The sequence below is a fragment of the Mycolicibacterium sphagni genome, assembly GCF_002250655.1.
Lineage (GTDB): Bacteria > Actinomycetota > Actinomycetes > Mycobacteriales > Mycobacteriaceae > Mycobacterium > Mycobacterium sphagni.
Genome location: NZ_NOZR01000006.1, coordinates 1 through 25,590, shown reverse-complemented (window position 1 = coordinate 25,590; position 25,590 = coordinate 1). Strand labels below are relative to the sequence as shown.

Below are 25,590 nucleotides of genomic sequence, written 5' to 3'. Positions count from 1 at the left end.
AGCGTAGAGCCAACGGGATCGACGTGTGGGCAGGCGCGCCAGGTTGCTGGGGCCGGTCGAGCGGGCCAGTGGACGCGCAAGATGTCGCCTGTCAAGCGCGACGCGCCGTGGCGAAGGCCTCAGACCAGGGCACGAAATGATAACGAAAGTATTTCTTAGTTAAACCTTAGTTAGCTCAAATCGCTCCCACACCGGTTTGGGGAACCGTAGCGGGCATGGAACAAGGGCAACGCTGGTCGGGGAATACGCCAGATGGCGCTCGCGTTGTCAGGCTTGATGCGATCGACGGCATCGAACTGTCATCGCAGATCATCCAGGAGGATCTGACGACCACCACAATGATGGCTCCGGCGCACATGTCGCACCCCGAACAGCACGGGACTGCCGAGTGGGTTGAACCGTCCGAGGAACTGCAGGGCACGGCGGTGTTCGACGCAACCGGCGACCGGACAGCCATGCCGTCCTGGGATGAGTTGGTGCGCCAGCACGCCGACCGGGTGTACCGGCTGGCCTATCGGCTGTCGGGTAATCAGCAGGACGCCGAGGACCTCACTCAGGAGACCTTCATCAGGGTGTTCCGCTCCGTGCAGAACTACCAGCCGGGCACGTTCGAGGGTTGGCTGCACCGCATCACCACGAACCTGTTCCTCGATATGGTCCGTCGTCGCGGCCGCATCCGCATGGAGGCACTGCCCGAGGATTACGACCGGGTGCCGGCCGATGAGCCCAACCCCGAGCAGATCTACCACGACTCGCGACTAGGCGCCGATTTGCAGGCCGCACTGGACTCGTTGGCGCCGGAATTTCGTGCCGCGGTCGTGCTCTGCGACATCGAAGGTTTGTCCTACGAGGAGATCGGCGCGACGCTCGGGGTCAAGCTGGGCACCGTGCGCAGCCGCATCCACCGTGGGCGGCAGGCGCTGCGCGATTACCTCGCAGCCCATTCCGGTCAGCAGGGAATGGCTGACTTCACCGCTGAATCGGCCTAGTCGGGCACCAGTCCGGCTTCGGCCGGGGACTGGACAAAGTGGCTGTCATGTCATGTCGTATAGGGCTGCGCGCGCTACATTCGACCTAACGGTGCGAAATTTTTGACGCGACCGAGAGGAGCGCAGTGATGGTCGATCGCGGACACATGTTCCGTCGAGCGTTCTCCTGGCTCCCCGCCCAATTCGCCTCTCAAAGTGATGCGCCCGTGGGCGCCCCGCGCCAGTTCGGTTCCACCGAGCACCTGTCGACCGAGGCCATCGCTGCCTATGTCGACGGTGAGCTGCGGATGAAGTCCTATCTGCGCGCGGCGCATCATCTGTCGCTGTGCCCGCAGTGCGCGGCCGAGGTGGACGGGCAGACCCAAGCCCGCACCGCGCTTCGTGACTCCCTCCCTATCAGCATGCCCAGCAGCCTGTTGGGGCTGTTGTCGCAGATCCCGGAGTCGGCACCGGACGAGCCGTTAGGGCCGCAACGCCCGAGCCGCCCCGGTGGCGACGTGGAACGCCGGAGCCGCCCCGGCGGCGACATGGAGCCCGGACTCGCCGATCAGTTAGCTGAAGGCGCAGACCGTGACCGGCGTAAGCGCCGGTAGGGTGGATGTGAAGTCGAGCAGCGTCGTGCTCGGTCCCACAGCTTGCGCTCGCGGCTGAGCGCTTGGATAGAGGTTGAACTTGAGCCCCAATCAGGACAGTTCTGGCACCAGCCCCCGCCTGGCCCCGCGCCCGGTCTCGAAGCCCCCGGTCGATCCCGCTGCCACCAGTACGTTCGGGCGCCCCAAGGGTGTCGACGGCTCGTTCATTGCCGAGGAACTGCGGCCGGCCAAGTTCCGCGGTGAAGTCGAATTCCAGCCGAAGGATCACCCGCCGGACCCGGTGCTCGAAGAGGCGTTCAGCCGGCCCGCGGGTGGCAACGGTGATTCCCTGCAGCGCCACCCGGCCGACGCAGGTGCGCTCGACGCCGAGCGGGACGAGCCCGACGAGCCCGCTGATCCCTGGCGGGATCCGGCGGCCGCCGCCGGGCTGGGCACTCCCGCATTGCAGCAGGCCGCGCCCGTTGTGGTGGGCGGGCCGACCGGCAAGCTCGGCGTCCGCGAGGTGCTATTCGGCGGGCGGGTGTCCTATGTCTCGCTGGCCATCCTGGGCATCGTCGCGCTGCTGATCGGTTTCGCCGGCGGCTGGGTGGGCCGCAAGACGGCCGAGGTGGTCGAAGCCTTCACCACGTCCAAGGTCTCGCTGGCCACGAACAGCACCGGCGAGGTGCCGCCCGGCCGGTTCGCCAAGGTCGCCGCCTCGGTGGCCGACTCCGTCGTCACGATCGAGGCGGTCAGCGACGACGAGGGCGCCCAGGGCTCCGGCGTCGTCGTCGACGGCCGCGGCTACATCGTCACCAACAACCACGTCATCTCCGATGCCGCGAACAACCCGAGCAAGTTCAAGATCTCGGTGGTGTTCAACGACGGCAAGTCGGTGCCGGCCAATCTCGTGGGCCGCGACCCGAAGACCGACCTCGCCGTGCTCAAGGTGGACAACGTCGACAACCTGACGGTGGCCCGGTTCGGTGACTCCGACAAGGTTCATGTCGGAGACGAAGTGATCGCCGCCGGCGCGCCGCTCGGCCTGCGCAGCACCGTCACCCACGGCATCATCAGCGCGTTGCACCGGCCCATCCCGCTGTCGGGCGAGGGGTCGGACACCGACACCGTCATCGACGCGATCCAGACCGACGCCTCGATCAACCACGGCAACTCCGGTGGCCCGCTGATCAACATGGATTCCGAGGTTATCGGCATCAACACCGCCGGAAAGTCGTTGTCCGACAGTGCAAGTGGTCTCGGCTTCGCGATTCCGGTAAACGAGGTTAAGCAGACTGTCGAGGCGCTGATCAAGGACGGCAAGGTTTCACACCCGACGCTCGGGTTGTCGGCGCGGTCGGTCAGCAATGACCTCGCGCAGGGCGCCCAGGTGGCCAACGTGAAGGCCGGGAGTCCCGCTGAGAAGGCCGGCATCCTCGAGAACGACATCGTCGTCAAGGTCGGCAACCGCACGGTGGCCGACGCTGATGAGTTCGCGGTCGCGATACGCCAGCTCAAGATCGGGCAGGACGCCCCCATCGAGGTCATCCGCGACGGCCGCAAGGTCACGCTGACGGTGAACCCCGCGCCGGACAACTGACGCAATGTTCGCCAACGTCGGGTGGGGCGAAATGCTCGTGCTGGTCGTCATCGGGTTGGTGGTCCTCGGCCCGGAACGGCTGCCGGGTGCGATCCGGTGGGTGTCCACCACGCTGCGGCAAGCCCGCGACTACATCAGTGGCGCCACCAGCCAACTGCGCGACGATCTGGGGCCCGAGTTCGAGGAATTTCGCCAGCCGTTGAGCGAGCTGCAGAAACTGCGGGGTATGACACCGCGGGCCGCGCTCACCAAACACCTACTGGACGGCGATGATTCGTGGCTGACCGACGCTTTCCAGTCGCCGGACAATCCGGGTGGGGTAAAGCCGCTCAGCGCCCCGCCGCCGCAACCGGTGCAGCCCAAACCCGAGCCGTTGCCGCCGGGCACGCCGGCGCCGTTCGACGCCGACGCGACCTAGCGGGCGTCAGCCGTGGCGGGTGGTGTCCAAGCCCAGTGACATACCGGCCAACCCGCGCCGACGGGCGGCGAGCTTGTCGGCGATGCCACGCAGTTCTTTGCCGGCCACCGAATCGGGCGCCGAAAGCACCAGCGGCACACCGGAATCGCCCGCCGACACCAGCGCCGGGTCCAGCGGCACCTGACCGAGCAGCGGCACGTCGGCGCCGACGGTCCGGCTGAGGCTCTCGGAGACCTGCCGGCCGCCGCCCTCGCCGAAGATCTGCATGGTCGTGCCATCGGGCATCAGCAGCCCGGACATGTTCTCCACCACGCCGACAATGCGCTGCCGGGTCTGCAACGCGATCGCACCTGCGCGTTCGGCGACCTCGGCCGCCGCCAGCTGCGGGGTGGTGACAACCAGGATCTCTGCGCCCGGAATCAGCTGCGCCACCGAGATCGCGACATCGCCGGTACCCGGCGGCAGGTCCAGTAGCAGCACGTCCAAGTCGCCCCAGTACACGTCGGCCAGGAACTGTTGCAGCGCCCGGTGCAGCATCGGCCCGCGCCATACCACCGGGGCGTTGCCCTGGGTGAACTGCGCGATCGAGATGACCTTCACCTCATGCGCGATCGGCGGCACGATCATCGACTCGACCTGCGTGGGCCGATCGTCGGTGCCCATCATCCGCGGCACCGAGTGCCCGTAGATATCGGCGTCGAGCACCCCGACCGCCAGGCCGCGGGCGGCCAGCGCCGCGGCGAGGTTGACCGTCACGCTGGACTTCCCGACCCCGCCCTTTCCGGACGCGACGGCATAGACCCGGGTCAGCGAACCGGGCTGGGCGAATGGGATCACCGGTTCGGCCGCGTCGCCGCGCAGTTGCTTGCGCAGTTCGGTGCGCTGCTCGTCGTTCATCACGTCGAGGGCGACGGTCACCGCCCCCGTGCCCGGCACGTCGGCCACGGCCTGGGTGACGCGCTCGGTGATCTCGGTTTTCTTCGGGCACGCGGAGATGGTCAGGTAGATCTCGACGTGCACAGCGCCGCTGTCGCCGATGTCGATGCTCTTGACCATGTTGAGCTCGGTGATCGGGCGGCGCAGCTCAGGATCGATCACTTTCGCCAGCGCCGCGCGCACCAGGGATTGCAGCTCGTTGTTCTCAGACATCAGGGCCGAGTCTAGGTCGTGCGCGTCAGGCTGACGCCGGTGGCATCGGCGCGGTTCGGCGTCCGACGACCACGGTCGCCAACACGAGAAGACCGACGACGATCAGCGTGATCGTCGAATTGATCCCGTTGGCGGCATCGACGGAGAAGGTTTGGATGACCACCAGGCGAATGGCGACCTCGAGCAGAAGTCCGATGCCCCACATCGCCGACAGCTGGACGTGGATCCGCCGTCGGCGCGCCGACTCATCGGCGGTCGCGTCGTCTCCGCCGGCGCGGAATCGGTCCCCGACGACTTGGGTCAGAGGCGTGCCGATCACGCAGCTGCCCAGGAAGATCAGCCCGCCGATGCCGTTGACGAACGTGTTGCCGATGAGGATCAGCTTCGGATCGGTGGTGGACAATCCCACGGCCAAGCTCAGCCCGAAGGTCAGCATCAGGTAGGCGGCGAACGGATCGACGCGTCGGGCCTTGACCACGCCGTAGCCCACCCGCAGTCCCGACAACACGGTGGCCGCGACGAGTGCGATGTACTCGGACACCCCCAGCGCCCGCAGGCCGTAGTACGCCACCAACGGAGGTGCGACGTCAACCAGAACGGTCTGGAACAGGGGTCGCATCGATCGGTGCTCTGCCGGGCCAGATTGGGTCACGACGGCTCACAGTATGGCAATCGCCTGTCCGGATGCTGTGCGTCCCGGGTCTATCGGGTCAGCCGGCGGCCGGCCCGGGCAGCGCGCCGTGCACGGCGGGCAGCGGGGTCACCGGTGCTTCAGGGGTGGGCTCAGGTGCTGGCGGGGGCGGCAACTGCCACGGCGGCTGCCACGGCGGGGGAGCATCGGGCACCGCGTCGGCTGGGGCGACCACCGGAGGCGGGGCCTGCGTGCCAAGACAGATCACCTGGCAGGGCAGACCCGGCAGCGCGCTGGCCGGGCCGGGGAGCGGGCCGAGCATCATCGATCCGGCGGTTTCGCTGTTGCCGAGGTTGACCAGCGGTACCTGGGTCAGCGGGTCGGTGGACGGCAGGCCGATCGCGTTGAGCGGCAGGCCGGGACCCAAGCCTTCGGGGTTGTCCAAGTGGGCGTCGCCGATGGCCGGTGCCGGTCCGACGATCGGCGGCAGGTTGATCGGTTCGACGCCGGTGGCGTAGGCGGCGGCCCAGCCCAGCACGTTCTGGGCATACGCGATCGAGTTGTTGTAGCGCAGGATCGCGGTCAGCACCTGCGACTGGTTGCGCAGGTTCAGCCCGCCGCTGCACAGGTACCGGGCCGCGGCCAGCGCCGCGTCGTAGACGTTCTGTGGGTCGGCCTTGCCGTCCCCGTTGCCGTCGGCGGCGTAGCGCGACCAGGTGCCCGGCAGGAACTGCATGGGTCCCATCGCCCGGGCGTACACGGGGCGGCCGGCCTGGACGGTCTGGACGATGACCTCGTTGCCTGTCAGGGAGCCGTCGAGCGTCGGGCCGTAGATCGGGTAGAGGGCGTTGCCCTGGGCGTCGGTGGCGCCGCCGTTGGCGTGCATGGACTCGATGCGGCCGATGCCGGCCAGCAGGTTCCAGCTCACCCCGCAGCCGGGCTCGGTAGCGGCCATCGCCTGCTCGGCGTTGCGGTAGGCGGCCAGCGGCACCGCGGGGATCCGCATAGATCCCGGTGAGTTCACCACGATGGCCGGCGGCGGGACCGAGGGCGCCGCCGCGGCGAAGTGAAAGTTGGTGGGCTGCTTGGTTAGCGCGACGACGGTGGCGCCCGAGGTGTCGGTCTGCGGCGAGACGGCCGCCAGCGGAGTGACTTCGGTGCCGACGACGGGCGCGTGGGGAAGGTCGGGAGCGGCTCCGACAGCGCCGGCGAGCAGGACCGGAGTGAGCACAGCAACTCCGAACACAGGTTTGCGCACCGCTCGGCTGACGCGGTTTCCTATGCCCACTCGTCCGTCCTCAGTCAAACCCTGCGCTTGTGAACCAAGTCACCATACATACCTTCGTGATCCCAGTGGTATCCAATGGTCACCTTCGTCACGGACTGAGGTCGTCGATTGCGGCGCTGGCCTTCTTGGCTTTGTCCTTCTTCACCTTGGCGCCGTGGTCGGCTTGCAATGTTTCCAGCAACTCGCGAACCTCTTCGAGTTCACGACGCAGGTAATCGCGGGTGACCACCTCGCCGACCGCCAATCGCAGGGAAGCCAGTTCACGAGCCAGGAACTCGGTGTCGGCCTTCGTCTGCTGGGCACGCCTGCGGTCCTCGTCCAGCGACACCCGGTCCCTGTTCTCCTGCCGGTTCTGCGCCAGCAGGATCAACGGCGCGGCGTAGGCGGCCTGAGTGGAGAAGGCCAGGTTCAGCAGGATGAACGGGTAAGGGTCCCACTGCCAGCTCACCGCGACCAGGTTCAGCGCGATCCAGACGATGACGATGATCGTCTGCCAGGCCAGGTAGCGCCCGGTGCCCAGGTAGCGGGCGATCGACTCACTGAACCGGCCGACAGCCTCGGGGTCGACGTTGAACGACAGCCTCCGCGACGGGCGCGGGGTGTCGAGCCGCTGACGCGCTGACACGTCGCTCATGCGCGATCCGCCTTCGCTACTCGCTGGGCGCTCATGCGCGATCCGCCTTCGCTACTCGCTGGGCGCTCATGCGGGATCCGCCTTCGCTACTCGCTGGGCGCTCATGCGGGATCCGCCTTCGCTACTCGCTGGGCGCTCACGTCGCCCCCTCTGTGCCCGTCGTCTGGTCAGACGGTTGCGGATCCTCATAGCTGTCCCGCCAGTCGTCGGGCAGCAGGTGGTCGAGCACATCGTCGACGGTCACGGCGCCCAGCAGATGGTTTTCGTCGTCGACCACCGGACCGCAGACGAGATTGTAGGCGGCGAAATACCGCGTCACCCCGGCCAGCGAGGTGCCGGGGCTCAGGTTGGGCAGGTCGGTGTCGACGATGCCGCTGACCAGGTTGGCGGGGGGTTCGCGGAGCAGCGCCTGGAGGTGGACGCAGCCGAGGTAACGACCGGTAGGGGTGGCCGTCGGCGGGCGCACCACGAACACCAGCGACGACAACGCCGGCGTCAGGTCGGGATCGCGCACGCGGGCCAGTGCCTCGGCCACGGTGGTGTCGGGCGCCAGCACCACCGGATCGGAGGTCATCAGGCCGCCGGCGGTGTCGGGCGAGTGGCTCAGCAGCCGTCGCACCGGCTCGGAGTCCTCGGGGTCCATCCGGCGCAGCAGCACCTCGGCCTCGGTCGGGTTCAGCACGCCGAGCAGGTCGGCGGCGTCGTCAGGATCCATCGCCTCGAGCACGTCGGCGGCTCGCTCGGTGTCCAGCTGCAACAGCAACACGGTCTGGTCGTCCTCGGGCAGCTCCTGCAGGACGTCGGCCAGCCGTTCGTCATCGAGGGCGTTGATCAGCTCGGTGCGGCGTTTGGCCGGCAGGTCGCGAATCGCATCGGCGACCTCGATCGGGCGTTTGTCCTCGAATTGGTGCAGCAGCTGGGCCACACCCTGGCCGGGCATCGCCAGCGCGGAGGGCGTCAGCCCCTGCACGTTGTGCCAGTCCACCACCTGGACCGTCGAACGCCGGCCCAACCTTCGGTGACTGCGCACCGCGACCCGCGTCACCACCCAGTCACGGGAGCGGGTCTGTTCGATGCCCAGGTCGACGACCACCACGTCGACGCCTCCCATCTGCGGCAATTCGGGATCGTTGACCCGTACCCGGCTGTCCAGAACCTGACCGACAACAAGGACCTCGCCGGGGCGCTGTGCGAATCGGCGCAACGACACGTTACCGGTGGTGAGCGTCACCGCATTCGGCTCAATGGCGGTGACCCGCAAGATAGGGACGAAAATTCTTCGACGAGTGAGCATTTCGACCACGAGTCCCAGGACGCGTGGCTGCTGGCGCACGATGCTCATACTGACCACGACGTCTCGAACCCGGCCCAGGGATTCCCCATCCGGCCCGAGCACGGACAGCCCTGCCAGCCGCGCCGCGTAGACCCTGTTTATCGACGCCATGACTCAAAGGGTAGGAGTGTAAGCGTGGACAACGCCTATCGACCCCGTCGAACGTGCCTGTCGGTTCCGGGCAGCAATCTCAAGATGATCGAGAAGGCCAAAGGCTTGGCCGCCGATGAAGTGTTCCTCGACTTGGAGGACGCGGTGGCGCCAGATGCCAAGGCGCAGGCCCGTAAACAAGTCGGCGCAGCCCTGGCCAGCCCCGGCTGGGCCGGTCAGTTGCGCGGTGTCCGGGTCAACGACTGGACCACACCTTGGACCTACGCCGACGTGATCGACGTGGTGTCCGAAGTCGCGTCCGCGCGCGACGGCCACCTCGACGTGATCGTGTTGCCCAAGGTGACCGATGCCGGCCACGTCCATGCGCTGGACCTGTTACTCACCCAACTCGAACGGACGCACGGTCTGCCGGTTGGGGGTATCGGTGTCGATGCCCAGATCGAAGATGCTAAGGGGCTCAACAACATCCATGCGATCGCGGGCGCACCACGGGTTCAAGCCCTGGTGCTCGGGCCGGCGGACCTGATGGCCAGTCTCAACATGCGCACCCTGGTGGTCGGCGAGCAGCCTGAGGGCTATGACGTCGGCGACGCCTATCACCACGTGCTGATGACCATTCTGGTCGCGGCACGGGCGCACGGGATCGCGGCGATCGACGGGCCCTATCTCAAGGTGCGCGATGTCGACGCGTTTCGGCTGGTGGCGGGACGTGCGGCGGCGCTAGGCTACGACGGCAAGTGGGTGCTGCATCCCGATCAGATCGCGGCGGGCAACGAGATCTTCAGCCCGCGCCAAGATGAATACGACCGTGCGGAACTGATTCTCGAGGCGTATCACTGGCATACGTCGAAGGCCGGCGGCGCCCGCGGAGCGGTGATGCTCGGGGACGAGATGATCGACGAAGCCAGCCGCAAGATGGCACTGGTGGTCGCCGGCAAGGGCCGGGCGGCCGGGATGGCGCGCGAAGGCGAGCGGTTTACTCCGCCCACCTAGGCGCGGCTACGTCGCGTAAGACGCCGAGTTGGCCGCGATGACGATGACGAACACGAAGTAGAGCACGACCAAAGCGACGACCACGCTGCCGATCGCCAACCCTGCGACCGCAAGCCCGAAGCCGTCCTGTCCGGTGCGCTTGGTTTCGCGCATCGCGACGATCCCGAGGATGATCCCGGCGATCGAGGGCAGCCCGCACAACAGCAGACCCGCCAGCGACGTCACCAGCGCGGCGATCGCTTTGCCGTTGGTGCCGGGCGGTTTGGCCGGCCGGTAGGGGTCGTAGGGGTCGGCGGTGTAGCCGAAGTACCCGGGCGGCGGGTACGGGTAGGCCGTCGGCGGGGGGTAGGACGCCGGGTACGGCGTCGGGTAGACCGGCGGCGGCAGTGGCGGGTAGTTGGCGGGATAGTCCACCGGCGCGTAGGGATCGGCGGGAGGCGGTGTGCCCTCCGGATATGGGGGATGGGTCATCGGGTCAACGCCAGGCGTAAATCGCCCAGATCATGCTGATGATCAGCGTCGCCACGCCCACCACGATCCCGGCGACGGCAAGGCCGTAGCCGCCCTGGCGACTCTGCTTGATCTGGTTGAGCGCGATGACGCCGCAGACGATGCCGACGATCGAGCCGATTCCGCACAACAACCCGATGACTGAGGCCACCAGCGACGAGATCGCCAAGGTGTTGGTGCCCGACGGCGGCGTGGGGTATCCGTAGCCGCCCGGGTAGGGGGTGCCGCCGTACTGCGGTGGCGGCGGCGGAGGCGGATATGCGCCGCCACCCTGCGGGGCGGGGTAGGGCGGTGCGGGTGGTGTGGGCTCGGAGTAGTTGGGTGCTCCGTAGCCGCCGGGCGCCGGCGGCGGGTACCCCTGCTGCGGTGCATAACCCGGCGGGGGATAGCTCGGCGCGGGGTAGCCCGACGGCGGAAACCCACCCGGTGCCCCGTAGTTGGGGTAAGCCGGCGGGGCTGGCTCGAAAGCCGAGGGCGGCGCCTCGTAGCCGGGGTGCGCCGGGTTCTGCTCGATGGGCGGGGCTTCGTGGGTCCCTTCGGAGGGGCCCTGATCGCCCGCGTTCTGCGGCTTTTCGCCGGTGTCGCCGCCGGAAGCTGTCATGCTGTTCAACCTAGCGTATGTGCAGGTGGCGCGGGACTGGCTGGTCTTGGGGCACCATCGCCTGTGGTGCCACGTTGAGCAGGCATCGGATCGCCTCGCGCGGGTAGGCACGACGCGACAAACGGCGCGCACGACAGGAGAATGTGCAGACATGACCAGTCCCTTCCCTCCCGGTCAGAACCCTGGCGGTGCGTCCGCCGCGTCCCGTCGGGGGCCTGTGAGCCTGCCGACCCCTCCCAAGGGCTGGCCGATCGGTTCCTATCCCACCTATGCCGAGGCGCAGAAGGCCGTCGACTTCCTGTCCGACGAACAATTCCCGGTCCAACAGGTGACCATCGTCGGCGTGGATTTGATGCAGGTGGAGCGGGTGACGGGTCGGTTGACGTGGCCCAAGGTGCTCGGCGGCGGCGTGATCACCGGCGCCTGGCTGGGCATCTTCATCGGCTTGGTGTTGGGCTTCTTCAGCCCGAACCCGTGGGCGTCGCTGATCACCGGTGTCGTCGCAGGCGTGTTCTTCGGATTGATCACGTCGGCCGTTCCGTACGCGATGGCCCGTGGCACAAGGGATTTCAGTTCGACCATGCAGTTGGTGGCGGGCCGCTACGACGTGCTGTGTGATCCGCAGAGCGCCGAGAAGGCGCGGGACATGCTGGCGCGCTTGACGATTTAGATGGGCTGATCGCGTCACGATTTCGGTGCATACGGCGTGGAAGTGTTGCACATCACGCCGGTTGGGCTCTACGGTTTGGCCGCGGGGTAATGCCCTGCCGCGATGCAGCGTGCGCCGAAACCCGGACACCTGCGGGCGAGTCCAGAAGACGGGAGGCGGTTGCCGTGGCAGGCCCAGGCGCACGCGCTCGGCGGGTGGGGGCGGTCGCGCTAGCTGCTCTGATCACCACTTCAGTGGTGTCGTCGTGCGGCTCCGGTGATCACGGTGTCGTCGTCAGTTTCTACACACCCGCCAGTGAGACTGCGACTTTCACCGCCGTCGCCAAACGCTGCAATGAGGAACTCGGCGGTCGTTTCCGCATCGAACAGCGCAGTCTGCCCAAGGCCGCTGACGAGCAGCGGCTGCAGTTGGCGCGCAGGCTGACCGGCAACGACCGCACGCTCGACCTGATGGCGCTCGACGTGGTGTGGACCGCGGAGTTCGCCGAAGCGGGCTGGGCGTTACCGCTCTCCGATGATCCCGCAGGGCAGGCCGAAGCGGACGCGACCGATGACACCTTGCCCGGTCCGCTCGAAACCGCCAAGTGGCAGAACAGACTTTTCGCGGCACCGGTGACCACGAATACCCAATTGCTTTGGTACCGGGCAGATTTGGTGGCACCGCCGCCGGATACCTGGGACGGCATGGTGGCCGAGGCCACCCGCCTGCACGCCGAGGGCAAACCCAGCTGGATCGCGGTGCAGGCCAAGCAGTACGAAGGCCTGGTCGTGTGGTTCAATACTTTGCTGGAAAGTGCTGGGGGGCAGGTGCTTTCCGATGACGGTAAGCACGTCACGTTGACCGACACCCCTGAGCATCGGGCCGCGACGGTCAAGGCGCTGCAGATCATCAAGGCGGTGGCGACCGCGCCGGGAGCTGACCCGTCGGTCACCCAGACCGACGAGGGGACCGCACGCCTTGCCCTCGAGCAGGGCAAGGCGGCCCTGGAGGTCAACTGGCCGTTCGTGTTCGCCTCGATGCTGGAGAACGCCGTCAAGGGCGGCGTGCCGTTCCTGCCGCTCAACGAGAAGCCGGAACTGGCGGGCAGCATCAACGATGCGGGCACCTTCTCGCCGACCGACGACCAGTTCAACGTCGCCTTCGACGCCGCCAAGGAGGTGTTCGGGTTCGCGCCGTACCCGGGTGTGATCCCGGGCCAGCCCACCCGCGTCACGCTGGGCGGGCTGAACATCGCGGTGGCCAAGACCACCCGTCATCCGGCTGAGGCGTTCGAGGCCGTGCGCTGCATCCGGAATCTGGAGAACCAGAAGTACACCTCGATCGAGGGCGGCCTGCCCGCGGTGCGCACATCGCTGTATTCCGATCCGGAGTTCCAGAAGAAATATCCTCAGTACGCGATCATCCGCGATCAGCTGACCACCGCGGCCGTGCGCCCGGCGACGCCGAACTACCAGGCGGTGTCGACCCGCATCTCGGCGACGCTGGCCCCGATCACCCGGATCGATCCGGACAAGACCGCGGACGAGCTCACGGTGCAGGTACAGAAGGCGATTGACGGCAAGGGGCTGATCCCATGACCGCTTCCATTGCCAAGACCGACGATCGGCGGTCGCAGCGCAAGCTGGCGTATCTGCTGATCACCCCGGCGGTCGTGCTGATGCTGGCGGTGACCGCCTACCCGATCGTGTACGCCCTGTGGCTGAGCCTGCAGCGCTACAACCTGGCCAGCCCGGCGGACACGAAGTTCATCTGGTTCGAGAACTACCAGACCATCCTCACCGACAAGTACTGGTGGACGGCGTTCGTCGTGACGCTGGTCATCACTGTGATCTCGGTGGCAATCGAGTTCGTGCTGGGCATGGCGCTGGCGCTTGTCATGCACCGCACCATCTTCGGCAAAGGCCTGGTGCGGACTGCGGTTTTGATTCCGTACGGCATCGTCACCGTCGCAGCCTCCTACAGCTGGTACTACGCCTGGACGCCGGGTACCGGCTATCTTGCCAATCTGCTGCCTGACGGCAGTGCGCCACTGACGCAACAGATTCCGTCACTGGCCGTCATCATTCTGGCCGAGGTGTGGAAGACCACGCCGTTCATGGCTTTGCTGCTGCTGGCCGGGCTGGCGCTGGTGCCAGAAGATCTGCTCAAGGCAGCTCAGATGGACGGGGCCGGCCCGTGGACGCGCCTGGTCAAGGTGACGCTGCCGTTGATCAAACCGGCGATCCTGGTGGCACTGGTCTTCCGCACGCTCGACGCGTTCCGGATCTTCGACAACATCTACGTGCTGACCAGCGGCGCCAATGACACCGCTTCGGTGTCGATCCTGGGCTACGACAACCTGTTCAAGGCGTTCAACATCGGCCTGGGTTCGGCGATCAGCGTGCTGGTATTCCTCTCGGTGGCCATCATCGCGTTCGTCTACATCAAGTTGTTCGGCGCATCAGCGCCCGGTACAGACAACGAGGTGGGCTAGAGATGTCTGAGCGGGTTGGCGCCAGGCGGGCGGCGAGCTGGGTGGTCATCGACGCCCTCGTGGTGATCTATGCGCTGTTCCCGGTCTTGTGGATCCTGAGCCTGTCGCTCAAGCCCACGTCAACAGTCAAGGACGGCAAGCTGATTCCGTCGCAGATCACCTTCGACAACTACAAGGGCATCTTCAGCGGCGATGCGTTCAGCTCCGCCCTGGTCAACTCGATCGGGATCGGGCTCATCACTACGCTGATAGCGGTGGGTATCGGCGGTATGGCTGCCTACGCGGTAGCCCGGTTGGAATTCAGAGGTAAGAAGGCGTTGATCGGCGCCGCACTGCTGATCGCGATGTTTCCCCAGATCTCGCTGGTGACACCGCTGTTCAACATCGAGCGCCAGCTCGGTCTGTTCGACACCTGGCCGGGACTGATCATCCCCTACATCACCTTCGCGCTGCCGCTGGCGATCTACACACTGTCGGCGTTCTTCCGGGAGATCCCCTGGGATCTGGAGAAGGCCGCCAAGATGGACGGCGCCACCCCGGCACAGGCGTTCCGCCGGGTCATCGCGCCGCTGGCCGCGCCGGGCATCGTGACCGCCGCCATCCTAGTGTTCATCTTCGCCTGGAACGACCTGCTGCTGGCGTTGTCGCTGACGGCCACCAACGCCGCGATCACCGCGCCGGTGGCCATCGCGAACTTCACCGGCAGTTCGCAATTCGAGGAGCCGACCGGTTCGATCGCCGCGGGCGCGATGGTGATCACGGTTCCGATCATCGTATTCGTTCTGATCTTCCAACGACGGATCGTTGCCGGGTTGACCTCCGGCGCGGTGAAGGGGTAGCGAGGTTTTCAATGGCCGAGATCGTTCTGGACCATGTCACCAAGAGTTACCCGGATGGCGCAATCGCCGTGAAGGACCTCAGCCTGACGATCGCCGACGGTGAGTTCGTCATCCTGGTCGGACCCTCCGGTTGCGGAAAGTCCACCACCCTCAACATGATCGCCGGCTTAGAGGACATCAGCTCCGGGGAGCTGCGTATCGGCGGCAGTCGGGTCAACGAGAAGGCGCCACGCGACCGCGACATCGCGATGGTGTTCCAGTCCTACGCGCTGTACCCGCACATGACGGTTCGGCAGAACATCGCGTTCCCGTTGACGCTCGCCAAGCTGAACAAGTCCGAGATTGCCCAGAAGGTCGAGGAAACAGCGAAAATCCTTGACCTGTCCGAACTTCTGGATCGCAAACCATCACAGTTGTCCGGCGGCCAGCGGCAGCGGGTCGCGATGGGGCGCGCGATTGTGCGCCAGCCCAAGGCATTCCTGATGGACGAGCCGCTGAGCAACCTCGACGCCAAGTTACGCGTTCAGATGCGCGGTGAGATAGCCCGGCTGCAGAACCGGCTGGGAACGACCACCGTGTACGTCACGCATGACCAGACCGAGGCGATGACGCTCGGCGACCGGGTCGTGGTGTTGCGCGCGGGGGAGGCGCAGCAGATCGGTTCCCCCGAGGAGCTCTACGAGCGACCGGCGAATTTGTTCGTCGCCGGGTTCATCGGATCACCGGCGATGAATTTCTTCCCCGCGGTGCTCACCGATATGGGACTGCAGCTGCCATTCGGCGAGGTGACGCTCAGTCAGGAGATCCAGGATGTGGTGGGCCGCCATCCCAAGGCCGCCAATGTCATCGTGGGGGTGCGTCCGGAGCATTTCGAGGACGCCTCGCTGCTCGACGCCTACGAGCGGATCCGGGCGTTTATTTTCTCGGTAAAGGTAGACCTGGTCGAGTCTCTGGGCGCCGACAAGTATGTGTACTTCGCGACCTCCGGTGTTGGTGCCAAGTCCGTGCAGCTGGCCGAGTTGGCTGCGGAGTCCGGCGCCGGTGAGAACGAGTTCGTGGCACGGCTGTCCGCGGAGTCCAAGGCGGTGATCGGTCAGACGGTGGAGCTGGCGTTCGACACCACCAAGGTGCACATCTTCGACGCCGACAGTGGCGTGAACCTGACGATCCCGCCGTCGGCCTAAGTGAGTCAGCCCCTGGATCCGGTCCGCGACCACGTGCGCGGCCACTTCACCGAGGCCGGGTTCGATGCCGAGCCGGATTCGGCGAGTGTGACATTCCTGGGTCTGGAACGCATCGAGGTATTGCGCTTCGGCCCGGACCGTGGCGGCGTCGCTCACTATGTGACGCTGGGCTGTTCGCGGCATCCGATGGTGGATCCGACGTCCGGCGTCGCCGACCCGCTGCATGGTCCACGCGCCGAGGTGGTGCTGAGCCTGTTGACCAGTACGGCCACGCCTGGTCTGGCCCGCAGTCTGGCAGTGGTCGCGGCCACGCCCGCGGTGGAAGGGGTGGTGCTGGTGGCCGACGCGTTGATCGACCTGTCGGCACCGCTGTGGGACGGGGCCTCGTTCACCGCTGTGCTGCTTGGTGATTCAGCCATTCCCGACCTGCCTCTGGAAGCGCCCCGGGACCCGGTTCGTTTTCTGGCGGCCGTACCGGTGACCCAGACGGAGGCGGCGTGGGTGCGGCTCAAAGGCGCCGAAGCCATGCGCCGGGCCTGGCTGGACGACGGCGTCGATGTGCTGGATCCGAACCGCCGTGCGGCCCAGCCGGGCTAGCGATTACAGCCAGTGGTTGCGACGGAAATTCAGATACAGGAATCCGCAGACCGTCGCCATCACCGTCAGCACCGCCGGATAACCCCACGCCCATGACAGCTCGGGCATGTGCTCGAAGTTCATTCCATAGATGCCGGCGATCATCGTCGGCACGGCCGCGATCGCTACCCAGGCTGAGATCTTGCGCATGTCGAGGTTCTGTTGCAGACCGACTTTGGCGAGTTCGGCCTGCACCAGGGAGCTGAGCAACTCGTCGTAGCTGCTGATCTGATCACCGGCCTGCGTCTGCAGGCTGAGCACGTCGCGCATGTAGCGCAGCACTTCCTTGGTCATCAAGTCTTTGTGGTCGCTGGTGATTTTCTGCAGCGCGGCGGTCAAAGGGCCGACGGCGCGGCGCATTTCGACGACTTCGCGCTTGAGCATGTAGATCTGGGCAATGTCGGTCTTGAGGTCGGGGGAGAAAGCCTCCTCCTCGATGGTGTCGATATCGCATTCCATCAGGCGTGCCACGTCGAGATAGCTCTCCACGACATGTTCGGCGATGCCGTGCATGACGGCGTACGGCCCTAGTGCGAGTTGGAGGTGCTCGGCTTCCAGTTGGTGGCGGAGGCCGGCTAGGCCGGTGTGGTCGCCGTGCCGGACGGTCACCACGTAGTCGGCACCCACGAACACCATGATCTCGCCGGTCTCGACGATCTGGCGGGCCTGCGCCACCGATTCGTGGGGCACGTACTTCACGGTCTTGACGATCAGGAACAGCGCGTCGTCGTAACGCTCTACCTTGGGGCGCTGATGGGCGTGCACGGCGTCTTCGACGGCGATCGGATGCAAGTTGAAGGTGTGCGCCACCGATTCCATCTGATGTTCGTCGGGTTCGTGCAACCCCAGCCACACGAAGGCCTTCTGTCCCGCGGCGCAGAGTTCCTGGACTTTGGCCAGCGCGGCGGCATGGGTGTACTTGCCCGGCAGTCGTTCGCCCTCGACATAGATCGCGCAATCGACCATGGCCCGGGCGACGGGCACATGGATACGTTTGGCGTCGACCTCAGCTGGAGCAGCGGTGGACCTGTTGGAGCCGAGCAATGACTGTGGCAGTGGACGGAACGACGGCATAAGCGGCCTCCCCTCAGACGGCAGGTGAGGCCCCGTTGGGCCCGAGCGAAATGCTACGCGCCAGTAGCCTTTGCGGCGTACTTCACGGCGGGGGAACCCCTCCCGGTGAGGATCGGTGGGCGAGTACCCTGACGCCGTGTCTGAAATGGTGAGTACCCCCCGCGTCGTCATCGACGACGAAGAGATTTTCGCCGCTCACGTCGGCGGGAAGCTGTCCGTCGAGCTGAAGGCGCCGCTGGACACCCAGCGCGCACTGTCGATCGCCTACACCCCGGGCGTCGCCCAGGTCAGCCGGGCGATCGCGTCCGACCACACCCTGGCCAAGAAGTACACCTGGGCCAATCGACTGGTCGCGGTGATCAGCGACGGCACCGCTGTCCTCGGCCTCGGCGACATCGGTCCCGCCGCGTCGCTTCCGGTGATGGAGGGCAAGTCCGCATTGTTCAAGACGTTCGGCGGCTTGGACTCGATCCCCATCGTGCTCGACACGAAGGATCCTGACGAAATCGTCGAGACGATCATCCGTTTGCGCCCGACGTTCGGTGCCGTCAACCTGGAGGACATCTCCGCGCCCCGATGCTTCGAGATCGAGCGCCGTCTCATCGAAGCCCTGGACTGCCCCGTCATGCACGATGACCAGCACGGCACCGCGATCGTCGTACTCGCCGCGCTGCTGGGCGCCTCCAAGTTTCTCGATCGTGACATGCACACGCTGAAGGTGGTCATGTCGGGTGCAGGTGCCGCCGGGGTGGCGTGCACAAACATTCTGCTGGCCACGGGCATCGCCGACATCACGGTGCTGGACAGCCAGGGCATCCTGCACACCGGCCGCGACGATATGAACTCGGTCAAGGCAGAGCTGGCTACGCGGACTAACCCACGGGGGCTCACGGGTGGGATCGCCGAGGCGCTCGTTGGCGCGGACGTGTTCATGGGGGTCTCAGCCGGACTCGTTCCCGAAGAGTTGATCGCGACGATGGCACCAGGAGGCATCGTGTTCGCGATGTCCAACCCGGATCCCGAGATTCACCCGGACGCCGCGCGCAAGCATGCCGCGGTCGTCGCGACCGGCCGCAGCGACTTCCCCAACCAGATCAACAACGTTCTGGCGTTCCCGGGTGTGTTCCGCGGTGCCCTGGACGCCGGCGCGCGGCGGATCACCGAGAAGATGAAAGTCGCGGCCGCAGAGGCGATCTTCTCCGTCGTCGGCGACGACCTCGCCGCCGATCACATCGTGCCGAGCCCGCTGGACCCACGGGTCGGCCCCGCGGTGGCCGCGGCGGTGGCCGCGGCATCCAAGTCCTGAGGCGATATCCCTTGAGGCCGACGATGATTCGCCGGCTGGTGCTGGGGCTGCTGGCTCTGGCGGTCGTGGCTTGTGGATCGCCGTCGCCGGGCCCGTCGCTGGCTGTCGGCGCGACCGCCGATCCGGAGATGGCGCTGTTGGCCAACCTGTACGCCGCGGCATTGCGTTCCTATGGCAATGCCGCGAACGTGCAAACGGTCGACGATCCGTTGAAGGCCTTGGATTCCGGGACAGTCAGTGTGGCACCGGAATTCACCGGCCGGCTGTTGCAGACATTTGCCCCTGGCACGACGGCACGCTCGGATTCGCAGGTGTACCGCGCGATGGTCGGGGTCCTGCCGGAGGGTCTGGCCGCCGGCGACTACACCACGGGAGCAGAGGACAAGCCCGCTCTGGTCGTCACCGACGCGACGGCGACGGCGTGGGGGAGCCGCGATCTCGCCGCGCTGGTGAGTCATTGTGCCGGGCTGGGAGTCGGCTCCGTCGCTCATGAGCGTGGGCTGCCGACCGCGGTCGGGACCTGCACCCTGCCCCCGTTACGCGAATTCCCCGACCAGGCAACGATGTTCGCCGCACTGCGGGCCGGGGACATCACTGCCGGCTGGACGGGAACCGCCGAAGTCGGAATGCCCAGTGAGCTCGTCGTGCTCGCCGACCGCAAACCCACGCTGGTGATGGCCGAGAACATCGTGCCGATCTACCGGCGCAACGAGCTCAACGAGCAGCAGGTCCGCGCGATCAACGAAGTCGCGGGCGTGCTCGACACCGGTTCGCTGGTCGACATGCGCCAGCACGTCGCCGAAGGCCGCGACCCGCGCTCCGTCGCCGAGGACTGGCTGTCACAACACCCGTTGGGCCGCTGACGAATTCAGCGCATCGGTGGGGCGAGCTTGGGCAGCACGGTGGAGAACAGCTGCTGGTAGCCCGATCCGGTGATGCGCACGATCACGTCGAGAATCTTGGCGTCGGCGCCGACCAGAACCCGGGCCTTGTTCTTGCGGACGGCCTCGAGGATGATCTGAGCCGCCCGCTCCGGAGTCGTGCGGGCCAGCTTCTTGTCGAACGCCTTCGCCATCTCGGCCTGGTCGAGCCCCTCGGCGACAGTGGAGTTGCGCGCGATGGCGGTCTTGATGCCACCGGGGTGCACGGTCGTCACCTTGACCGGGTGCTTGGCCAGGATCATCTCCTGGCGCAACGCCTCGGTGAACCCGCGGACCGCGAACTTGGCCGAGTTGTAAGCGGCCTGGCCGGGCACGGAAAAGATCCCGAACAGGCTGGAGACGTTGACGACGTGTCCGTCACCGGACTCGATCAGGTAGGGCAGAAACACCTTGGTGCCGTTGACGACGCCCCAGAAGTCGACGTCCATGACCCGCTCGATGTCCTTGTACTGGCTGATCTCCACATCGCCGGAGAACGCGATGCCGGCGTTGTTGTAGATCTGGTTGACCTTGCCGAAGTGTGCCTTGACGCCATCTGCGTAGGCCTGGAAGGCCTCCCGCTCGGTCACGTTGAGCCGATCAGCCTTGACCTCGACGCCGATGGCCTTCAGTCGCTCCTCGGTCACCGCGAGACCATCGGTGTCGATATCGCTGATCGCGACCTTGGCGCCGGAGCGGCCAAGCTCGATTGCCAAGGCCTGGCCGATGCCCGACCCCGCTCCGGTGACCACAGCTACCTTCCCGGCAAACCCCTGCATGAACGCTCCTCCGAGTTGTTCGACGCGTGTTTAATGGGACCAAGGGTATCGGGTTCCCGCCCTCGGGTAACAGGGGGATGCCCGGTTACGATGCTTACAACATGATGTTTCGCCGTTTGACCAGCGCCGCGGTGAGCGCTGGGCTGATCGCCGGCGCGCTGGCGCAGGCGGCGCCGGCCCAGGCTGACCCCACCTCCGACGATTTTCTTGCCGCGTTGAGTAGCGCCGGCATCACGGGGATTGATCCGGGGCAGGCCGTACAACTGGGGCAATCCATCTGCCCGCTGCTTGCCGATCGCAGCCAGAACACCGCCGACATCGCGTCCACGGTTGCCGACAGCCTGGGCCGTCCGCTGGGGCCGGCCACCATGTTCACCGGTATCGCCGTCTCGTTCTTCTGCCCGCGCGCCATGCAGGACCTGGCCAACGGCACATCGCCGATCCCGCTGCCGCTCTTGGGCAACTGGGGTTTCTAGAGACCAGAAGGTCACGCGGTCGACTAGCCGAACAGCCGACCGTGGGGGTAGTCGTTGAAATAATGCGGGCGATTAAGCCTCTAAAACCCCCACGCTCGGAGCCCGCAGTCCCCCTTACACGGGCTTGGTGGCGGTGACGAGGTGCGTGCCCATCCACGGGCCCCACCACATCCGCCAGCCAAGATCGCGACGACGGGTATCGGTCCAGCCAAGCTCGCGAAGCTGGCGGGCGTAGTGGTTGGTGTTGAAGATGTCCGCCAATACCAGCTTGCCCCCGGGGCGCAGCACCCGGGCCGCTTCGCTGATCGCCTTCGCGCGGGCTGCTGCACCCGGAATGTTGTGCACGACAAGGCTACTGACGATCACGTCGATGCTGTTGTCGTCGAACGGTAGGTCGGTGATGTCGGCGGTGCGCACCTCGACGTGGTCGGCCACACCCTCTAGTTCGGCGTTGCCCAGCGTGCTCTGCTGCGAGTTGCCGGTCTGGTCGGCGCGCCAGATGTCGACGCCGATCGCGCGACCGCGCGGCAGCAGCTTGGCGATCGCGAGCAGCACCGCGCCGCGCCCGCAGCCCAGGTCGAGCACGGTTTCGTCACCGCGCAGCCGCAAGCCGTCCAGGACTTCGGCCCATACCTCGAACTTGCCGATGCGCGTGGTGCGGATGAACATCGCCGCCGTTATGGCGATGGCGGCCCCAGTGCCGCCAGTCACCGCTGCCGTGACGCGTTTACCGCGCCGCAGACTCCTGGCCGCCGAGGCCAGCAGGCCGGCGCTCGCCAATGCGGTTATCCCGGCCACGGCGGGCGCGGACACCTTGCTGTAGTCCCCGTCATAACCGTAGTCAGCCTTGTGGTGACGTAGCTCTAGGACGCTCATCAACCCACGATAGGCCGCCGCCGACGTCGCTAGGGTGCTACGTCTTTCGCCGCCAGCGCCCTGGGAGTCGACTCACAGCTGATCAGCCGAACGCCTCGTCGATGATCTCCTGCTGCTCGACCGCGTGCACCTTCGACGAGCCCGACGACGGTGCCGACATGGCCCGCCGCGAGATTCGCTTTATCCCGGTCAGCTTCTCCGGCAACAACTCCGGCAGCGTGAGACCGAATGTCGGCCACGCGCCCTGGTTGGCCGGCTCCTCCTGTACCCAGAAGAATTCTCCTGCGTTCGGGTAGGTGTCGAGCGTGTTGCTCAGTCGCCGCTTGGGCAGTGGCGCCAGCTGCTCGATCCGCACGATCGCGACGTCGTCGCGCTTGTCCTTCTCCTTGCGGGCGATCAGTTCGTAGTAGATCTTGCCGCTGGTCAACAGGATTCGGGTGACTTTGTCGCGGTCGCCTTCGCCGTCGGTGTAGGCCGGCTCTTCCATGATCGACCGGAACTTCTGCTCGGTGAAGTCCCGAATGTCGCTGACGGCAGCCTTGTTGCGCAGCATCGACTTCGGGGTGAACACGATCAGTGGACGGTGCACCCCGTCCAGGCCGTGCCTGCGAAGCAGGTGGAAATAGTTCGCCGGAGTCGACGGCAGCGCGATCGTCATCGAGCCCTCGGCCCACAGTTGCAGGAACCGCTCGATGCGGCCCGACGTGTGGTCTGGGCCCTGGCCCTCGTGGCCGTGCGGCAGCAGCAGCACCACATCGGAGAGCTGGCCCCACTTGGCCTCACCGGAGCTGATGAACTCGTCGATGATCGACTGCGCACCGTTGACGAAGTCGCCGAACTGCGCCTCCCACAGCACCAACGCATCGGGGTTGCCCACCGAATAGCCGTATTCGAAGCCGACTGCCGCGTACTCCGACAGTGCCGAGTCGTACACCAGCAGCTTGCCGCCGGTCGGCGTGCCGTCGGGGTTCACGGTCAACAGGTCCAGCGGGGTGAACTCCGCGCCGGTCTTGCGGTCGATGATCACCGAGTGCCGCTGGGTGAACGTGCCGCGACGGGTGTCCTGTCCGGAGAACCGGATCAGCTTGCCTTCCGCCAAAAATGTTCCCAGTGCCAGCAATTCGGCGAAGGCCCAGTCGACCTTGCCCTCGTAGGCCATCTCCCGGCGCTTTTCCAGCACCGGCTTGACGCGCGGGTGCACGCTGAAGCCCTCGGGGAACGCCAGGTGCGCGTCGCCGATGCGGGCCAGCAGCGCCTTGTCCACCGCGGTGGTCATGCCGCGCGGGATCATCTGGTCTTCCTCGACCGACTCGCTGGGCTCGATGTCGTGCTTCTCCAGCTCACGAACTTCGTTGAACACCCGCTCCAGTTGGCCTTGGTAGTCGCGCAGTGCGTCCTCGGCCTCCTTCATCGAGATGTCGCCACGGCCGATGAGGCTTTCGGTGTAGGTCTTGCGCACACCGCGTTTGGTGTCGATGACGTCGTACATGTAGGGCTGGGTCATCGACGGGTCGTCACCTTCGTTGTGTCCGCGACGGCGGTAGCACAGCATGTCGATGATGACGTCCTTCTTGAACTTCTGCCGGAAGTCCACCGCCAGCCGTGCCACCCAGACGCAGGCCTCCGGGTCGTCGCCGTTGACGTGGAAGATGGGGGCTCCCACCATCTTTGCGACGTCGGTGCAGTACTCCGAGCTACGCGAGTCCTGCGGCGAGGTGGTGAAGCCGATCTGGTTGTTGACGATGATGTGGATCGTGCCGCCGGTGCGGTAGCCGCGCAGCAATGCCAGGTTCAGCACCTCCGCCACCACGCCCTGACCGGCGAAGGCGGCGTCGCCGTGCAGCATCAGCGGCATGACGGTGAAAGCCCGAGACTCATCGGAGCCGCCGGATCCTCTGTGTTCTAGCAGATCCTGCTTGGCCCGGACCAGGCCTTCCATCACCGGGTCGACGGCTTCCAGATGCGACGGGTTGGCGGTCAGCGAGACCTGAATGTCGTTGTCGCCGAACATCTGGATGTAGTTGCCGGTGGCACCCAGGTGGTACTTGACGTCCCCGGAGCCGTGCGCCTGCGACGGGTTCAGGTTGCCCTCGAACTCGCTGAAGATCTGCGAGTAGGGCTTGCCGACGATGTTGGCCAGCACGTTGAGCCGGCCGCGGTGCGGCATACCGATCACAACCTCGTCGAGGGCGTGCTCGGCGGCCTGGTCGATCGCCGCGTCCATCATCGGGATGACGGTTTCTGCACCTTCAAGCGAAAAGCGCTTCTGGCCAACGTATTTGGTCTGCAGGAAGGTCTCGAAGGCTTCGGCGGCGTTCAGCTTGGACAGCACGTACTTCTGCTGGGCGACCGTCGGCCCTTCGTGTTTGACCTCGATGCGCTCCTGCAGCCATTTCTGCTGTTCGGGTTCGAGGATGTGGGTGTACTCCACGCCGATGTGGCGGCAGTAGGCGTCGCGCAGCAGCCCGAGCACGTCGCGCAGCTTCTTGTACTCCTTGCCGGCAAACCCGCTGACCTTGAACACCCGGTCCAGGTCCCACAGTGTCAGGCCGTGGGTGTTGACGTCCAGGTCGGGGTGGCTGCGGAACCGGGTCTTGTCCAACCGCAGCGGGTCGATGTCGGCCATCAGATGGCCGCGATTGCGGTAGGCCGCAATCAGTTCCATGACCCGGGCGTTCTTGTCGACGATCGAGTCGGGGTTGTCGGTGCGCCAGCGCACCGGCTCGTAGGGGATGCCCAGCTCGAAGAAGATCTCGTCGAAGAAGTCGTCGGAGAGCAGCAGCCCATGGATCGTGCGCAGGAAATCGCCGGACTCCGCGCCCTGGATGATGCGGTGATCGTAGGTCGATGTCAGCGTGATCACCTTGCCGATGCCCAGCTCGGCGATGCGCTCCTCGCTGGCGCCCTGGAACTCCGCCGGATACTCCATCGCACCGGCACCGACGATCGCGCCCTGGCCGGCCATCAGCCGGGGCACCGAGTGCACGGTGCCGATGGTGCCGGGGTTGGTCAGCGAGATCGTCACACCGGCGAAGTCCTCGGCGGTCAGCTTGCCGTCGCGGGCGCGTCGCACGATGTCTTCGTAGGCGGCGATGAACTGGCCGAACCGCATGGTCTCGCAGTTCTTGATCGCGGCCACCACCAGCGAGCGTTTACCGTCCTTGCCCTGCAGGTCGATCGCCAGGCCCAGATTGGTGTGCTCCGGCGTGACCGCGTTGGGCTTGCCGTCGATCTCGGCGTAGTGGCGGTTCATGTTCGGGAACGACTTGACCGCTTGGACGATCGCGTAGCCGAGCAGGTGGGTGAACGACACCTTGCCGCCGCGGGTGCGCTTGAGGTGGTTGTTGACGACGATGCGGTTGTCGATCATCAGCTTGGCCGGGATGGCCCGCACGCTGGTCGCGGTCGGGATCTCCAACGAGGCGTTCATGTTCTTGACGACGGCGGCCGCGGCACCCCGCAACACCTGTGTCTCGTCGCCGTTGTCCACCGATGTCGGGGCCGCCTTGGGGGCGGGTGCCTTGGCGG

The 25,590-nt window shown here is 66.2% G+C and carries 25 protein-coding genes; 14 read left to right on the top strand and 11 right to left on the bottom strand.

Features of this window, described 5'->3' with window-relative positions:
- Positions 1-338: 338 nt before the first annotated feature.
- The 4 genes from sigE to tatB all read left to right on the top strand — a co-directional run bounded on the left by sigE (position 339) and on the right by tatB (position 3,579).
- Positions 339-989 (top strand): RNA polymerase sigma factor SigE, encoded by a 651-nt coding sequence (sigE, locus tag CG716_RS08600; protein WP_410431464.1) that lies wholly within the window; start codon positions 339-341, stop codon positions 987-989.
- A gap of 128 nt (positions 990-1,117) precedes the next feature.
- Positions 1,118-1,582, top strand: a complete 465-nt coding sequence (rseA, locus tag CG716_RS08595) for an anti-sigma E factor RseA (RefSeq protein WP_094478478.1) — start codon at positions 1,118-1,120, stop codon at positions 1,580-1,582.
- A 79-nt stretch (positions 1,583-1,661) separates the two neighbouring features.
- The gene (htrA, locus tag CG716_RS08590; protein ID WP_094478476.1) at positions 1,662-3,161 is read left to right on the top strand and encodes a serine protease HtrA; all 1,500 of its coding nucleotides are present in this window, start codon (positions 1,662-1,664) and stop codon (positions 3,159-3,161) included.
- Between the two features lie 4 nt (positions 3,162-3,165).
- Positions 3,166-3,579: a Sec-independent protein translocase protein TatB gene (gene tatB / locus CG716_RS08585; RefSeq protein ID WP_094478474.1), complete on the top strand. Its 414-nt coding sequence runs from the start codon at positions 3,166-3,168 to the stop codon at positions 3,577-3,579.
- A gap of 6 nt (positions 3,580-3,585) precedes the next feature.
- On the opposite strand, the gene CG716_RS08580 is transcribed toward tatB, so the two are convergent.
- From CG716_RS08580 to CG716_RS08560, 5 genes are all read right to left on the bottom strand, one after another.
- On the bottom strand, positions 3,586-4,728 hold the full coding sequence (locus CG716_RS08580; RefSeq protein ID WP_094478472.1) for an Mrp/NBP35 family ATP-binding protein: 1,143 nt from the start codon (positions 4,726-4,728) through the stop codon (positions 3,586-3,588).
- A 25-nt stretch (positions 4,729-4,753) separates the two neighbouring features.
- Positions 4,754-5,347: a VC0807 family protein gene (locus CG716_RS08575; RefSeq protein WP_094478470.1), complete on the bottom strand. Its 594-nt coding sequence runs from the start codon at positions 5,345-5,347 to the stop codon at positions 4,754-4,756.
- Between the two features lie 91 nt (positions 5,348-5,438).
- Positions 5,439-6,590: a lytic transglycosylase domain-containing protein gene (locus CG716_RS08570; RefSeq protein ID WP_234817762.1), complete on the bottom strand. Its 1,152-nt coding sequence runs from the start codon at positions 6,588-6,590 to the stop codon at positions 5,439-5,441.
- A 145-nt stretch (positions 6,591-6,735) separates the two neighbouring features.
- Positions 6,736-7,281 carry a DUF1003 domain-containing protein gene (locus tag CG716_RS08565; protein WP_094478466.1) on the bottom strand — a complete coding sequence of 182 codons (546 nt, stop codon included), beginning with the start codon at positions 7,279-7,281 and terminating at the stop codon, positions 6,736-6,738.
- A 136-nt stretch (positions 7,282-7,417) separates the two neighbouring features.
- Entirely contained in the window at positions 7,418-8,725 is a 1,308-nt protein-coding gene (locus CG716_RS08560; RefSeq protein ID WP_094478464.1) for a magnesium transporter MgtE N-terminal domain-containing protein, read from the bottom strand.
- Positions 8,726-8,749: 24 nt separating this feature from the next.
- On the opposite strand from CG716_RS08560, the gene CG716_RS08555 reads away from it, so the two are divergent.
- Positions 8,750-9,718, top strand: coding sequence for an HpcH/HpaI aldolase/citrate lyase family protein (locus tag CG716_RS08555; protein WP_094478462.1), 969 nt, complete (start codon positions 8,750-8,752; stop codon positions 9,716-9,718).
- 6 nt (positions 9,719-9,724) lie between these two features.
- Here the strand turns inward: CG716_RS08555 and CG716_RS08550 are convergent, their stop codons facing one another.
- The gene (locus CG716_RS08550; RefSeq protein WP_094478460.1) at positions 9,725-10,189 is read right to left on the bottom strand and encodes a DUF4190 domain-containing protein; all 465 of its coding nucleotides are present in this window, start codon (positions 10,187-10,189) and stop codon (positions 9,725-9,727) included.
- A 4-nt stretch (positions 10,190-10,193) separates the two neighbouring features.
- Complete coding sequence (locus tag CG716_RS08545) at positions 10,194-10,829, bottom strand: DUF4190 domain-containing protein (protein ID WP_094478458.1); 636 nt, start codon at positions 10,827-10,829, stop codon at positions 10,194-10,196.
- 151 nt (positions 10,830-10,980) lie between these two features.
- Here CG716_RS08545 and CG716_RS08540 point away from each other — a divergent pair, with 151 nt between their 5' ends.
- The 6 genes from CG716_RS08540 (at position 10,981) to CG716_RS08515 (ending at position 16,592) form a co-directional block, all read left to right on the top strand.
- On the top strand, positions 10,981-11,499 hold the full coding sequence (locus tag CG716_RS08540) for a YflT domain-containing protein (protein ID WP_094478952.1): 519 nt from the start codon (positions 10,981-10,983) through the stop codon (positions 11,497-11,499).
- A gap of 164 nt (positions 11,500-11,663) precedes the next feature.
- A complete protein-coding gene (locus CG716_RS08535) occupies positions 11,664-13,076 on the top strand; it encodes an ABC transporter substrate-binding protein (RefSeq protein WP_094478456.1) in 1,413 nt (470 codons plus the stop codon).
- Positions 13,073-13,972 carry a carbohydrate ABC transporter permease gene (locus tag CG716_RS08530; RefSeq protein WP_094478454.1) on the top strand — a complete coding sequence of 300 codons (900 nt, stop codon included), beginning with the start codon at positions 13,073-13,075 and terminating at the stop codon, positions 13,970-13,972. Before CG716_RS08535 ends, CG716_RS08530 begins: the two co-directional genes overlap by 4 nt.
- Positions 13,973-13,974: 2 nt before the next feature.
- Positions 13,975-14,811 (top strand): carbohydrate ABC transporter permease, encoded by an 837-nt coding sequence (locus tag CG716_RS08525; RefSeq protein ID WP_094478452.1) that lies wholly within the window; start codon positions 13,975-13,977, stop codon positions 14,809-14,811.
- A gap of 11 nt (positions 14,812-14,822) precedes the next feature.
- A complete protein-coding gene (locus tag CG716_RS08520) occupies positions 14,823-15,995 on the top strand; it encodes an ABC transporter ATP-binding protein (RefSeq protein WP_094478450.1) in 1,173 nt (390 codons plus the stop codon).
- The gene (locus tag CG716_RS08515) at positions 15,996-16,592 is read left to right on the top strand and encodes a suppressor of fused domain protein (protein WP_094478448.1); all 597 of its coding nucleotides are present in this window, start codon (positions 15,996-15,998) and stop codon (positions 16,590-16,592) included.
- A gap of 3 nt (positions 16,593-16,595) precedes the next feature.
- Here the strand turns inward: CG716_RS08515 and CG716_RS08510 are convergent, their stop codons facing one another.
- Complete coding sequence (locus tag CG716_RS08510; RefSeq protein ID WP_094478446.1) at positions 16,596-17,705, bottom strand: magnesium and cobalt transport protein CorA; 1,110 nt, start codon at positions 17,703-17,705, stop codon at positions 16,596-16,598.
- A 145-nt stretch (positions 17,706-17,850) separates the two neighbouring features.
- Between CG716_RS08510 and CG716_RS08505 the strand changes: the two genes are divergently transcribed.
- Together CG716_RS08505 and CG716_RS08500 are read left to right on the top strand one after the other, a co-directional pair.
- Positions 17,851-19,011 (top strand): NAD(P)-dependent malic enzyme, encoded by a 1,161-nt coding sequence (locus CG716_RS08505; RefSeq protein ID WP_094478444.1) that lies wholly within the window; start codon positions 17,851-17,853, stop codon positions 19,009-19,011.
- A 23-nt stretch (positions 19,012-19,034) separates the two neighbouring features.
- Entirely contained in the window at positions 19,035-19,874 is an 840-nt protein-coding gene (locus CG716_RS08500) for a glycine betaine ABC transporter substrate-binding protein (protein WP_165774090.1), read from the top strand.
- Between the two features lie 5 nt (positions 19,875-19,879).
- Here CG716_RS08500 and CG716_RS08495 read toward each other — a convergent pair whose 3' ends face one another.
- Complete coding sequence (locus CG716_RS08495; RefSeq protein ID WP_094478440.1) at positions 19,880-20,710, bottom strand: SDR family NAD(P)-dependent oxidoreductase; 831 nt, start codon at positions 20,708-20,710, stop codon at positions 19,880-19,882.
- A gap of 101 nt (positions 20,711-20,811) precedes the next feature.
- Between CG716_RS08495 and CG716_RS08490 the strand changes: the two genes are divergently transcribed.
- A complete protein-coding gene (locus CG716_RS08490; protein ID WP_094478950.1) occupies positions 20,812-21,186 on the top strand; it encodes a DUF732 domain-containing protein in 375 nt (124 codons plus the stop codon).
- Between the two features lie 114 nt (positions 21,187-21,300).
- Here CG716_RS08490 and CG716_RS08485 read toward each other — a convergent pair whose 3' ends face one another.
- Together CG716_RS08485 and CG716_RS08480 are read right to left on the bottom strand one after the other, a co-directional pair.
- Complete coding sequence (locus CG716_RS08485) at positions 21,301-22,062, bottom strand: class I SAM-dependent methyltransferase (protein WP_094478438.1); 762 nt, start codon at positions 22,060-22,062, stop codon at positions 21,301-21,303.
- A gap of 82 nt (positions 22,063-22,144) precedes the next feature.
- On the bottom strand, positions 22,145-25,590 hold a 3,446-nt coding region (locus CG716_RS08480), incomplete at its 5' end, for a multifunctional oxoglutarate decarboxylase/oxoglutarate dehydrogenase thiamine pyrophosphate-binding subunit/dihydrolipoyllysine-residue succinyltransferase subunit (protein WP_110883938.1).

Bases quoted from the DNA above. Each gene is read 5' to 3' on its own strand.
- CG716_RS08540 (WP_094478952.1), top strand. From the start codon at position 10,981: ATGACCAGTCCCTTCCCTCCCGGTCAGAACCCTGGCGGTGCGTCCGCC.
- CG716_RS08525 (WP_094478452.1), top strand. From the start codon at position 13,975: ATGTCTGAGCGGGTTGGCGCCAGGCGGGCGGCGAGCTGGGTGGTCATC.
- CG716_RS08485 (WP_094478438.1), bottom strand. From the start codon at position 22,062: ATGAGCGTCCTAGAGCTACGTCACCACAAGGCTGACTACGGTTATGAC.
- sigE (WP_410431464.1), top strand. From the start codon at position 339: ATGATGGCTCCGGCGCACATGTCGCACCCCGAACAGCACGGGACTGCC.
- CG716_RS08505 (WP_094478444.1), top strand. From the start codon at position 17,851: ATGGTGAGTACCCCCCGCGTCGTCATCGACGACGAAGAGATTTTCGCC.
- CG716_RS08545 (WP_094478458.1), bottom strand. From the start codon at position 10,829: ATGACAGCTTCCGGCGGCGACACCGGCGAAAAGCCGCAGAACGCGGGC.
- CG716_RS08500 (WP_165774090.1), top strand. From the start codon at position 19,035: ATGATTCGCCGGCTGGTGCTGGGGCTGCTGGCTCTGGCGGTCGTGGCT.
- CG716_RS08520 (WP_094478450.1), top strand. From the start codon at position 14,823: ATGGCCGAGATCGTTCTGGACCATGTCACCAAGAGTTACCCGGATGGC.
- CG716_RS08560 (WP_094478464.1), bottom strand. From the start codon at position 8,725: ATGGCGTCGATAAACAGGGTCTACGCGGCGCGGCTGGCAGGGCTGTCC.
- tatB (WP_094478474.1), top strand. From the start codon at position 3,166: ATGTTCGCCAACGTCGGGTGGGGCGAAATGCTCGTGCTGGTCGTCATC.
- rseA (WP_094478478.1), top strand. From the start codon at position 1,118: ATGGTCGATCGCGGACACATGTTCCGTCGAGCGTTCTCCTGGCTCCCC.
- CG716_RS08550 (WP_094478460.1), bottom strand. From the start codon at position 10,189: ATGACCCATCCCCCATATCCGGAGGGCACACCGCCTCCCGCCGATCCC.
- CG716_RS08510 (WP_094478446.1), bottom strand. From the start codon at position 17,705: ATGCCGTCGTTCCGTCCACTGCCACAGTCATTGCTCGGCTCCAACAGG.
- CG716_RS08580 (WP_094478472.1), bottom strand. From the start codon at position 4,728: ATGTCTGAGAACAACGAGCTGCAATCCCTGGTGCGCGCGGCGCTGGCG.
- CG716_RS08575 (WP_094478470.1), bottom strand. From the start codon at position 5,347: ATGCGACCCCTGTTCCAGACCGTTCTGGTTGACGTCGCACCTCCGTTG.
- CG716_RS08565 (WP_094478466.1), bottom strand. From the start codon at position 7,281: ATGAGCGACGTGTCAGCGCGTCAGCGGCTCGACACCCCGCGCCCGTCG.
- CG716_RS08490 (WP_094478950.1), top strand. From the start codon at position 20,812: ATGATGTTTCGCCGTTTGACCAGCGCCGCGGTGAGCGCTGGGCTGATC.
- CG716_RS08495 (WP_094478440.1), bottom strand. From the start codon at position 20,710: ATGCAGGGGTTTGCCGGGAAGGTAGCTGTGGTCACCGGAGCGGGGTCG.
- CG716_RS08530 (WP_094478454.1), top strand. From the start codon at position 13,073: ATGACCGCTTCCATTGCCAAGACCGACGATCGGCGGTCGCAGCGCAAG.